General features: G+C 36.2%; 12 protein-coding genes. 1 reads left to right on the top strand and 11 read right to left on the bottom strand.

The window, feature by feature from the left end:
* Positions 1 to 142: 142 nt before the first annotated feature.
* The 3 genes from P2W72_RS05500 to P2W72_RS05490 all read right to left on the bottom strand — a co-directional run bounded on the left by P2W72_RS05500 (position 143) and on the right by P2W72_RS05490 (position 942).
* Complete coding sequence (locus tag P2W72_RS05500; RefSeq protein ID WP_276359907.1) at positions 143 to 322, bottom strand: hypothetical protein; 180 nt, start codon at positions 320 to 322, stop codon at positions 143 to 145.
* Entirely contained in the window at positions 313 to 492 is a 180-nt protein-coding gene (locus P2W72_RS05495) for a hypothetical protein (protein ID WP_276359906.1), read from the bottom strand. The genes P2W72_RS05500 and P2W72_RS05495 overlap by 10 nt, the downstream gene beginning before the upstream one ends.
* A 129-nt stretch (positions 493 to 621) precedes the next feature.
* Positions 622 to 942, bottom strand: coding sequence for a hypothetical protein (locus tag P2W72_RS05490; protein WP_276359905.1), 321 nt, complete (start codon positions 940 to 942; stop codon positions 622 to 624).
* Positions 943 to 1,659: 717 nt separating this feature from the next.
* Between P2W72_RS05490 and P2W72_RS05485 the strand changes: the two genes are divergently transcribed.
* Complete coding sequence (locus tag P2W72_RS05485) at positions 1,660 to 2,526, top strand: hypothetical protein (RefSeq protein ID WP_276359904.1); 867 nt, start codon at positions 1,660 to 1,662, stop codon at positions 2,524 to 2,526.
* Between the two features lie 154 nt (positions 2,527 to 2,680).
* Here the strand turns inward: P2W72_RS05485 and P2W72_RS05480 are convergent, their stop codons facing one another.
* The 8 genes from P2W72_RS05480 to P2W72_RS05445 form a co-directional block, all read right to left on the bottom strand.
* A complete protein-coding gene (locus P2W72_RS05480) occupies positions 2,681 to 3,280 on the bottom strand; it encodes a hypothetical protein (protein WP_276359903.1) in 600 nt (199 codons plus the stop codon).
* Positions 3,281 to 3,611: 331 nt separating this feature from the next.
* Positions 3,612 to 4,049 (bottom strand): hypothetical protein, encoded by a 438-nt coding sequence (locus tag P2W72_RS05475; protein WP_276359902.1) that lies wholly within the window; start codon positions 4,047 to 4,049, stop codon positions 3,612 to 3,614.
* Entirely contained in the window at positions 4,046 to 5,035 is a 990-nt protein-coding gene (locus P2W72_RS05470) for a hypothetical protein (protein ID WP_276359901.1), read from the bottom strand. The genes P2W72_RS05475 and P2W72_RS05470 overlap by 4 nt, the downstream gene beginning before the upstream one ends.
* Complete coding sequence (locus P2W72_RS05465) at positions 5,023 to 9,096, bottom strand: tape measure protein (protein WP_276359900.1); 4,074 nt, start codon at positions 9,094 to 9,096, stop codon at positions 5,023 to 5,025. The genes P2W72_RS05470 and P2W72_RS05465 overlap by 13 nt, the downstream gene beginning before the upstream one ends.
* Before the next feature lie 194 nt (positions 9,097 to 9,290).
* On the bottom strand, positions 9,291 to 9,575 hold the full coding sequence (locus tag P2W72_RS05460; RefSeq protein ID WP_276359899.1) for a hypothetical protein: 285 nt from the start codon (positions 9,573 to 9,575) through the stop codon (positions 9,291 to 9,293).
* Between the two features lie 11 nt (positions 9,576 to 9,586).
* Positions 9,587 to 9,880: a hypothetical protein gene (locus P2W72_RS05455; RefSeq protein ID WP_276359898.1), complete on the bottom strand. Its 294-nt coding sequence runs from the start codon at positions 9,878 to 9,880 to the stop codon at positions 9,587 to 9,589.
* A gap of 13 nt (positions 9,881 to 9,893) precedes the next feature.
* Positions 9,894 to 10,298, bottom strand: a complete 405-nt coding sequence (locus tag P2W72_RS05450; protein ID WP_276359897.1) for a hypothetical protein — start codon at positions 10,296 to 10,298, stop codon at positions 9,894 to 9,896.
* A gap of 43 nt (positions 10,299 to 10,341) precedes the next feature.
* A partial coding sequence (locus P2W72_RS05445; RefSeq protein WP_276359896.1) for a hypothetical protein occupies positions 10,342 to 10,780 on the bottom strand: 439 nt, incomplete at its 5' end.

Below are 10,780 nucleotides of genomic sequence, written 5' to 3'. Positions count from 1 at the left end.
GCGGTATCGTATTTGGTAACCGCAAATCAACTCTTTTTTTTTCTAACCCCCAAGAATTATGCTTGATCCATAATGGGTGCTTTTTTATACTCAATTACCCGTTCAATTAATTAAGATTATTTAGTTCTAGTTCCAAATTCTTCTACGATCTTAACTCTTCCAGGATCTTTCGAGCCAATTCTTCTCTGTTAAGACCCAATGATTTTATTTTGTCAGCATCTTTATCCAGAAGCGTTCTCAGGTGTCTTGCCTGCATCCATTCCAAAGCACTCGGAGCCTTTGGCTTCTTAATTCTTCTATTGCGTATGTAAGCTATTTGCATGATGAATTTAATTTTGAATGAATAGATATAACTTTAAACTCAGATAAACTTAAATCGGTGTTTTTATTGAATTTTTCAAGTTGTTGTTTGAGAGCGATGTTTTCCTCTTTTAAAATTTCAATAAGTTCATTTAAACGATATATGACCCTATATTGCTGCTCTGTATTCATATTTTATTGCTTTTATGAGTTAGGATATCATTTTTCACTACTTCTTGTAAGTACAGGCTTCTTAGTGCAACTATCTGCAACTTTAGCGACTTAATGTATTTTGCTTTTCTGTTTTTAGTTTTCATGTCTTTAATTTTTCGTTTTCAACACCTTACCCAGCTCGATCGTGAAGCATTGATCACCTTTATTGAAGCCCTCAGGTATATGATCTTCAAAAGTATCAATGAATATACCTTTGACTTCAACCAATGCCAGAGGCCGGTCTTTTGCATACCCAACAGCAAAGCAGATGACCTTTATCGGCTTCATGGCCGTGAATCTTTCACCCTCGAAGACACAAAACCGGTTAATGTAGTAGTCTGATAAACTTCTATATTCTTCGGTTTTCGTACCGGCAACGATCTGATCAAAGAATTGTCGCTCTATGATCAGGGTAAGATCTGGTTTCATAAATTCGGTATTTTATCAACATTGTGTCTGATATTGTCTATACAGTAATGTATATTCTGCATGTAAGTCATTGTTTCAATTATGGCCTGCAGCTTACTAATACAATTGTTTTTTTCTTCCGAATTATCCTCTTCATGACCGTTATGAGCGACATCTGAAGATATCCAACGTAGAGTTTCAAAAACCTCATTAATTTGAAATGAATTGTCAACAGTAATGATTTCTTTAATCAATTCTGTCTTAATACCAATAGTGTACCTAGGCTTGTTTAATGTCTCTTGTGTGTCTAACATAATATACCACCTTTCATTTTACCGGCAAATACCAACAAGCCCAACATTGAAGAAACAATCGAAATCGGCAGCTTCTTAAATAGATCTAAATAAGATTGAGTGATACTGATTGAAATTGGTAAGTAACCTTTACCGTAGGTGAAATCAATTGCCCGATTTGGTTTGACAATTTCATGGTGTGAGTTATTTCGCATAGTTCAATTAAAAAATATCCCGGGAGCTGCGAAATAACTCACACCGATTAAGGCACGAAAGATTACGTTTCTAAAACGTTCTCCCAGGAATATGTTAAATGATTGTTTGAATAATTAATGTGCCGTTAGGTTAATCTTCTAGTGAATAAGTTATTTCGCATCACAATACTCATAAAAAAGTTTTGCATCTACAAACTTTATTTTAATTTTATTAAATCAACTATCTCTAAATGAAAATCTTAGTCTTCTTAGCGTTATTTTGCGTTATCAGTAATGACATTGCTGCACAAAAAAATGACTGGTATTGGGCTGATGGTCGAGGTAAATGTGATATCGATACAACAAAGTACAAGACTATTGATTCATTTAAAGATTATTATGGCGACCAAGGGCTAGCTGTCAGCGTTAATACCACTGTTGGACTTGTTTACTATATCCCTCTTACGCACCAGCCAATAGCCGTCTTAGCGTCTAGTAAAAGTGAATATGATCAAGCTCTCTCGGAGTTCAGTAAAGAAAAATACACATATTATTTCCCTTTTGAGTATGACTTCAAAAATCTGCAGAAGCTCAATTATGACAAAGAAAAAATTGTGAAACTGCTTGGAGAACCGATTTCAACTGTTGACGATGAGGGGGTTTATGAGAGATTATATTATCATAAATTCTATATACAATTTATCAAAAGTGGTTTAGGGAACTCATATTTAGATAAGTTTGTAAGACTTAAATTTGATGGTGCTCGAAAAAACAGTTTAGGAATTACAGACTTTGGAATTAATCTCAGTGATTTAGACGATGACTATGTAACTGGCTTCAGAGCAACTTATTGGAATTTCTCCAAAAAGAAAATAAAATATATCTATACAACAATTACGGCTTTAAATGCTGTGGATGATGTCATTCAAAGAAAAACATTGACATCTATAGGACCAATAGAACCGGAAGACGCTGGATCATATAGTTTTGACAAGGCATTTTTTTCCAAACTTATTGAATCCATTAGGATCTCGCAGCTGAAAATTCAATATTTTGACGGTACCACAAAAATATTGGTTAACCCGACATTGAAAGCATCTTATATAGAAGTTGATTAACCCTCAAGTTACAAAAGTGACTAAAATAGCACTAAAGAAGTGAGTGTGGGTTACACCGGGATATGTAATAAAATTGTCAATAATTGGCTCAAAACACGTAATTGAAATTATCGAATCGATTAAGTAGTTTTTTCTGGGGTTATTGATTTATGAATTACTTCTCTATACTTTTTGTTAACCGATAAATACCTTCTTTATTTACAACCATTTCTGCCTGATTATGCTGATCTTTTTGATGATCCCATCCTGCTATATCTATGAAGTCTGATATATCTGTGAAATTATAAGATCCGGTCGATCTGATAATGTCGTTTATTTCGTTGAACAAGGCAGCTAGCTTTTCACCGTGTTCATAAAGCTTTAGTCCTACTGCTGAATCTATATATAAACGAGCTCTGGAATCTTTAAGAGACTCAAGATCTTTCTCTATCAAACTTACTTGTGAATTGGTTATTGATACATCTTCCAGCGTAGGCATATATTCTGAGATCTTAGATATATTCGTGTTATACCTAATTAAATCATCGTAGAAGAACCTTAATTCAGATATTTTTGCGCTCTGATTCAGATTAAACTGCTCAATGATAGTTGGTGCCGTAATTCCAGACTTTGCAAGCTGTTTGTTTAAATTCTCAAAGCTTTTGTTCGCATAGTTATCCACTCCTTCTTTAATAACAATCCTGAATAACTGTTCATTAATTTCGCCAACCTCAAGTTTATTGAAACAGTTAATAAACATATTGACTTTATTCATAAGAGTCTCCCGGGCTTGATTAAATTCATTATCTATATCACGAATTATATCAGAACTTTCTGACACCAGGATCCGGTTTGGTAATTTAGTGTAGCTCATAATTGCTAAAGATTTGATTAATAAAATTACTCCTTATTTGCACCCAAAACTGCACCTACTAACGATATTCGGGCGATATTACTTTAATTCCATACACTTGAATGATATTTTTAAGAGCGTTAATGAGATGCAATAGGATTTGAACCCATTTATTATTAATCTTACAACAATTAACGAACTCTATCCAATGTTGATGTAATGATGTTATAGGACTGCAAATCAAATTGTAGTCCTATAATTTTTTAAACCTCTGAAATGCGCGCTTCAATTCCTGCTTAGCAACAATAGAACTACCAGTTAAAACATCTTTACCACGACTTTCAACAGCTGCTGCATATTGCATCCCGGCCACTACAATAAGAACATAGCCAGATGGAAATTTAACCGAAATTTCTTTCAAGAATTTTTTACCGGAAGTTTGGCCTTTAGAACCATTTGAATATTTTTCAAATCCCCCACCGGCTTTCTGTTTACCGTTTTTAAGGACGATATAACCAATGGAGCTTCGAAGATTTCCGGTTATGTCATTATAAGTACCATTTTCCCTGGCATTTTTTACAAACGTTTCACCAATATATGAGAAGCGGCTAATAATAGCCTCATCAAGCATTGTAAACCGCTGTTCGATCAGCTTTCTAATTTCAGTATTTGAGTGTTTAGGCTGTATCATCTATTTTGGGTAAATAGAAGCTTTTCGAGTTTTTCACCAACTGACAAACTAAAAACATGCAACTTTTTCATTATGTCATTTTGCGTTCCAATCAAGTTTAAAGTATCTTCATCAAGCTTCTCAAATTTGACTTTACTTGCTTTCTCATCCAGGACGTTTGACATTAAGCAATTATTAAGTTCCAATCTCAAAGCTTTCATTGTAGCTCTATTTTCTTTCATTTCTGCTTCTTTCATTTCTTCAGATATCTTTTCAATTGCTTTTCGATACTCTACAATTAAAGCCACATTCTTATCATAATCCGGAAAAGTGTATGGTGTTGAGGAATTGAAAAAGAATTCTCCATCGATATAACCTATTGTCGTAAAATGTATTTCACCTCCGACATGAAATTTATGAAGTTCAGGATCTCGTGATTCAACATGCATTTGCTTTGCTACCTGTACAAGCGCGTCCTTGATATTACCACCACTATTTAGAGCTGACAATATTATTTCCTCAGAGTCATTAATATTTTTTAATCGAGGGCTTATGAGAGTAGTTAAACCACCGTCTTCACTTTGCGTTTCATGCTTTTGGAACTTATGATCACCAGTCTTCATAATCGTAACTGTATACGCAACCATTTTACTGTTAACAGTACTATATCCGAGAATTGCCATCAATCCCATTACATTATCACCAGGAACTCCTATTGCCTCATTTGATAGATCAAGAGTACTCACAAACGCCTTGGTTTGGTCATATAAATCTGTGATATCAAGGCAAAAAATATCAGATATAAACCGGTTGTATCTATTATATAACTCAACAGATCCTAGGCCAACGACACAGGTTTTAAGATGCGGATGATAGCTGATTTTTGAGCTTAAATTTACCAATGGCGACTCTAAGCTGATTCTATTTGATTCATCCGCTGTGCAGCATATTGAATCCGTTGCTATGTAAAATACTTCTTCTGTAAGAAGAGATGCTATAATTGACATGGGTGTATTTTTTTAATAAGATTAATTGAAAGTTTATAGTTCGTTGTTATTTCTATTGAGCTTTCTAAACAAGGAGTAAGAGCCCCTGCCATTGTGTTTGATTTGCTCTGAGATTGAGAACCACCCAGATCTGAACCAGTGATCTTTTTTAAATCATCAAATTGCTTTACTGCATCCTTTGTCAGGGTTTCAAAAATCAATTTTAAGTCCTCCCTTTCCTGCTCGGTGATCATTTCATCACTCTGGGCTTTATCAGCAAACTCTTTATAGAAATTATCCATTGCAGATGCCAGAATCTTATTTTTGAAAATGCTTAAAGCCGCATCGTCCATGGTCTGTTTAAAAAAGTCAGCAAGTTCCTGAGCACCAACCTGACCATTCTTGAACATTTCGAACAAACTGTTGGTAATTGAATCTGCAGTAGTGCCTGTAAATATTTCCTGAGTTTTTTCAGCAATCTGAGCCAAAGTATCCGATACATCCTTGCCCTCGTTTTTAAGTTTTTCAAGTTGCTTATAAATAACTATTGCTCCTTCAGTTAACCTTCCTTCATTATAAAGCTTTTCGATCTCTTCAAAACTCTTTCCGGCAAGAGTACCATAAGTTGTTTTAGTCTGAGCTTTTCTAAACCAAGTACCATGTTTATATTCCTGATCAATGATATATTTCTGACCCTGAATCTGATTTAAAAGGTTCTGATACTGCTTATCAATTTCAGAAGTTTGAGATCGCAGCAATGCAGACTCTTTTTGCAAGCCTAAAATTCGGGTTGCCTGAGCAGCTGCAGACTGACGATCACGTTCACGGAGCAATGCATTATAAGTTAATTCGCCTTCAATTGCAGTCTGATAAAACTTAGCGACTCCATCACGGGCTTCAGCATTCATCTGTTTAACCCGTTTATTGATATTTATTATGGTAGCCACCACTTTAACAACCGCACCAATTACATCACCTTTTGCCAGAGAAGTGAGCGAATCTGATAAAGCACCGGTTATCTCCGCGATTGTTGCCAGTTTATATGATAAGTCATCGTTGGCTCCCGCAAAAGCATTTGATAGTTCTGCAAAAGATCTACTTATGTTATCAAATGTCTTTGAAAGTGCCTTTGCAAGGGATTCAATTTTTTCAGTTCCAGGTATTACATCTGATAGATTTAAACCACTTCCCGAGATTGAATTAAACAGATCCAGAACCTGATTCAGACCGCTTGAATTATTGAGATCTTGAATTTTATTCTCAATTTCTATAAGTTGCTTTAAATACTCTTCAGCTAACTCAGTACCAGCAATCAGAGGATCACTTAAAGCCTTTTTTAATTCATCAGCCTGATCCTGAAGAGCTGCAATATTAGCTTCATTAATACCAGATTCCAGTTGTGATTTCAATAGAGCAAGTGATTTTTCAAGCTCAGCCCGTAATGATGGATTGAGATCAGATTTCAGCAAACCCTCTATTGCCTTAATCTCATCCCTTAATGAATCTTTGGTAAATTGAATGATGTCGCGGTTAAGATTTCTATAGATTTGAGTTTTCTCGAATGCCGTTTTATTGGCAGCTTTGATCTCTTCATCCATTCTGGCCTTAAGTTCTGCTTTTTGGCTTTCTGTAATATCAGAACCCAATTTATTAGCCATATCAGCGTACTTTCTTCGGATAGCTTGAACTTGTTCCAAATGAGAACTTGCAGCTCTTACAGCTTCATCAATCTTTGCTTGCTCTTTTACTTTTGCAGCTGCTGCCTTTTGAGTAAGGAAACCAATACGATTCTGCTCATTTCCGGTAAGTTGTCCCCCATTATCTTTCTTCGCAAATTTTTCTATCTCTTCAGATATAAGCTGTAGATAAGTCTTTGAAGTATCAAGTTCATTCTTATAACGCTCCTTAGCCTTTTCCTCACCAAACTCAAGCTTATAGTTCTCAAAATCGTCATAAAGCTTTTCCTGATCATTAAGAAACTTAATTAATTCATCGGTTTGTTGTTTATAACGAATGTTTCCTGTTTTCCTCTCCTCGATACGATCAATGCGGGTAATTGCCCCTGATCCAAGACCTTTTTCTTTAGCCTGAAGTCTTAATATATCGTACTCATCTTTAGCTTGTTGAATTTCCCGCTCATTGCTTATTAACTCTTCTCTGTTAACTTCCTGTTCTGCTTTGAGTATATCTTCAAGAACTTTCTTTCTATCCTCCAAAACATTGTTATATTCTCTCTGAGCCTGAGTAGTTTTGCCCTGAGCATTAGCAAGCTCTTCATTTAAAGCATTGATTTTCCGGGTAAAATCTGCGTATTCCTTAGAAGTAATGGCATACTCAGAACGGGCTTCAGTCAATTTTTTAATTTCACCTTCAACAAATGCTTCAGTTCGTGTTTTTGAAGTCGATGCAGAGCCAACATCAGGCTTGGTTTCACCGGATATAATTTCATCAAATTTATCTCCAAAAGCTTTTTTAAGAGCTTCCATTTGCTGATCAACTACAGCCAATTCTTGATTGACAATTCGATCACTTGTTCCAATACCAACCCATCCTTTCAGCCAATCCATCATTCCAATCCCCTGGGAAGTTGGTGTAAACTGGTTCTTTAATGCACGACCGGCTTGTACCCATGGACTGACTGACTTTATTCCGTTTCTGGTCAGTTCATCCCGTTTATCTGCAAGAGCTTGAAATTCAGACCACGCTTTTCTGGCTGCAGCTGCTTCTTGTATAGATTTAATGTATTCATCAATACTAACCTTTGCTTTTCCTGCTGCAACCTGTTCAAGGCTATATTGATTCAGAGTACCATTGGTAGTTTCCTGAAGTTTCTTATAAGCAGCTTCTTTTTGCTGAATACTGGATGTCTGACTTTTAATCACACCCATCAACTGGTTGATTTTATTCAACTCTTTATCCGCTGCCTTTGCACCTTCTTCTTTAGACTCATTCATGACTTCCTGTGATGCGGTTGCAGCATCAGTTATTTGAGTTAATGAGTAGATGGAAGTAGCTAAAGCTGCGATACCCAGAGTCATCATCCCTAATGGCATTGCTGCTAAAACTGCATTATATGCTTTTGTTGCTGCGGTCTGTAATACAAGTGCCTGGTAATGCAAGATCTCTGCAGTAGTCATCCCTACTGTTCTGGCTGCAATGAGTTGTTTTAAAGCAGCTTCTGCAACGAGTGCTGCACGGTATGATCCGTAAACAATGATCAAAGCTTGAAGGATATCCAATACCTGCTGATAATTATCAACAAGACTAATCGCGATTCCAATCGAATCGGAAAGAATACCTTCCTGAGATTTACCCATTTCATTGAGCATTCTTGCCCAAGCATCCGATAAGTTGCTTAATTGGCCAGTCAATGATTTTGATTGCTCCTGCATCAGATTAAAGAACTGACCAGCGGGTCCTGTCATGTTCTTAAATGCTTGTTCGATCTGAGGAAATCCAATTCTTCCAGCTGATACATAATCACGAACCTCAGCTGTAGTTTTACCAATTACCTGAGCAAGTGCTTCATAAATTGGAATACCGCGATTGGCAAACTGATTAATATCCATCTGAGTGACCCGACCGGAAGCTTTCAATGTTCCGTATAGGTAAACCACATCCGTTAACTGAGAACCTACACCTGAAGCAATGTTTCCAAGCATTTCAAGGTTCTGAGTAACTTCCTTTGCAGAGAAACCATAAGCCAATAATTGTTTAGCACCAGCTGCCACATCCTGGAGCCCGAATGGAGTAACGGCAGCAAGACGAACAGCCTCTTTCATTAATTGATCGGCTTTTTCCTTGCTTTTGAGCATGGTGGTGAAGGCAATTTCTATCTGCTGGAACTCACCACGAACACGAACCATAGAATTTATGAATTCGGAGGCTGCTTGAACGGAAAAGTAACTGGCAGCGGCAACAGATAGTTTCTTAGCGAAGCTATCAATATCATTGCCCTGACTACGGACTGCACCAGATAATCTATTGATATTACCTTCGATTTTTTTCAGTTGTTGATCGAAGTTCCTGGAATCTAATGATGCTTCGAAGTCAAGTGGTCCGCCGGTTACATTTACTGCCATATTTATAATTTTTTACCAGATGCATGATTTTACTAAAATTAGCTGCAATCCGCACCCGAAACTGCACCTGTTATTAATTTTTATATTTAAACACACTGATTATTAAATCATTATGCTAATACATTAAAGAGAAGTGGAGATTTGAATCTAAAAGTAGACCCGGTGGTTTAAATGCTCTCTGGATCTTATCAGTACTAAATACTATTATCGATACTGTACCCGCTTTCTTTCATTGCTTTAGTATTTCCCTCAAGAGCATATTTTTTTAAAGAATCAGATAATCTATTCTCCTTCTGCTCATCAGTTATTTCTTCAGGTGTTTTAATCGGTGCAGGCTTAACTTCTACTATGACATCATCTATTGTCAGTTTAAAATCAATTCCGGATTTCGCTTTAAAAAGTTCAGAAATCTCATCAAATAGATCTTTACGAGCGTTCTCATCAATGCTCGTCATTAAATGCTTAAGTAATCTTCCCATTGTCTGTTTTTTTAATTAATTGTTTTTGATTTGTCCATTAAAAAGTCCGCATTATTCAAAATCGTTTTTGCCAAAATCTCATTATCATGTTTAAGAAGGTTTTTTTCATTTGTAACATCATATAAAAGACCCCACAGCTTACCATTGTCGCTAACAGCCTTTTCAACATTTGCCTTAATTTGTCTCTTAAACTGGAATAGGAAATTTATCAATTGAGACTGCAGGTCGATTAGTTCTTGCGCCTGATCAAGGTTTTCTGGTTCAGGATAATGAGATATTTTGTCAAATAATTCTGTGATATCCATTAGTCTATTTTATTTAAGTTTCATCAGGTTCAGGAGATGGTTTTATGGTACTGAAAGGTAAACCCATCTCAATTGCCCTGATTTCTTCCAGGTCTTTTTCTGTCAATGTGGTATTTGCAAACACCAATGTTTTGGTTACCTCTTGGGCAGTAATAGTTTGAATACCTTTTTGCTTGGTTAATTCCAACATCACAGGATCCATTGTTTGATGGGCTCTCCCAAATCGAGAATCTATAAGCAATTGAGCTGATTTGACATCTCCTTCCTTAATTGCCTTAATGATCAACGATTTGAACAAAGCTATCCAATGCTCAGGCTGGACCGCTTCGTCAATAAGCTTGAGTTTATCAAGTTCATCAACTTTCTTTTTCCTCCCAGAACCTGGCCTATAACCTCCTCGTGTATTTTTTGCATTCATTTGAAAAACCTTTGATTAATCAAAGAATTAGAATGATTTGCTATTAAGTAGAGTGAATAAATTCACTCAATTTAGGTTCAAAAATCAGCGCTTTGCCCTTCACACACCAAACAAAAGGGTCCATTGTCTCAATAGAACTACTCAGTTTTTCAGCGAATTTCTCGTTATTCTTCCGAGCCGCTTTAATTAATAAGTCATAGGCCTGTACGAATTGCTGTAATGATGTATAGAGTTCTTCCTGATTTTTATTTTCAATAAACACCCTACAATAGAAATTCTTTATATTTTCTACAGATTGCTCAGTAATCACAAATCGTCTTTCAATAAATGATGCTATTCCGGCTGAATAGGTCGTCGTCAAAACATGGAAATTGAATCCATAAGCTGGGGAATTATACTTCTTTAGTATTACTATTGAAAAATCTGCGTGAAAGTGAGCCGCCAATCTGCTCAAAGTGAGCCACCCAGAATGGGCGTACAAG

It is taken from the genome of Daejeonella sp. H1SJ63, assembly GCF_029360775.1.
Taxonomy (GTDB): Bacteria; Bacteroidota; Bacteroidia; order Sphingobacteriales; family Sphingobacteriaceae; genus Daejeonella.
Note: the sequence above shows the minus strand (reverse complement) of the source record. Positions and strands in the feature narration are given on the sequence as shown.

Excerpts from the sequence above, each read along its gene's own strand:
- P2W72_RS05475 (WP_276359902.1), bottom strand. The coding sequence starts at position 4,049 with ATGATACAGCCTAAACACTCAAATACTGAAATTAGAAAGCTGATCGAA.
- P2W72_RS05500 (WP_276359907.1), bottom strand. The coding sequence starts at position 322 with ATGCAAATAGCTTACATACGCAATAGAAGAATTAAGAAGCCAAAGGCT.
- P2W72_RS05455 (WP_276359898.1), bottom strand. The coding sequence starts at position 9,880 with ATGGATATCACAGAATTATTTGACAAAATATCTCATTATCCTGAACCA.
- P2W72_RS05470 (WP_276359901.1), bottom strand. The coding sequence starts at position 5,035 with ATGTCAATTATAGCATCTCTTCTTACAGAAGAAGTATTTTACATAGCA.
- P2W72_RS05480 (WP_276359903.1), bottom strand. The coding sequence starts at position 3,280 with ATGAATAAAGTCAATATGTTTATTAACTGTTTCAATAAACTTGAGGTT.
- P2W72_RS05460 (WP_276359899.1), bottom strand. The coding sequence starts at position 9,575 with ATGGGAAGATTACTTAAGCATTTAATGACGAGCATTGATGAGAACGCT.
- P2W72_RS05490 (WP_276359905.1), bottom strand. The coding sequence starts at position 942 with ATGAAACCAGATCTTACCCTGATCATAGAGCGACAATTCTTTGATCAG.
- P2W72_RS05465 (WP_276359900.1), bottom strand. The coding sequence starts at position 9,096 with ATGGCAGTAAATGTAACCGGCGGACCACTTGACTTCGAAGCATCATTA.
- P2W72_RS05450 (WP_276359897.1), bottom strand. The coding sequence starts at position 10,298 with ATGAATGCAAAAAATACACGAGGAGGTTATAGGCCAGGTTCTGGGAGG.
- P2W72_RS05485 (WP_276359904.1), top strand. The coding sequence starts at position 1,660 with ATGAAAATCTTAGTCTTCTTAGCGTTATTTTGCGTTATCAGTAATGAC.
- P2W72_RS05495 (WP_276359906.1), bottom strand. The coding sequence starts at position 492 with ATGAATACAGAGCAGCAATATAGGGTCATATATCGTTTAAATGAACTT.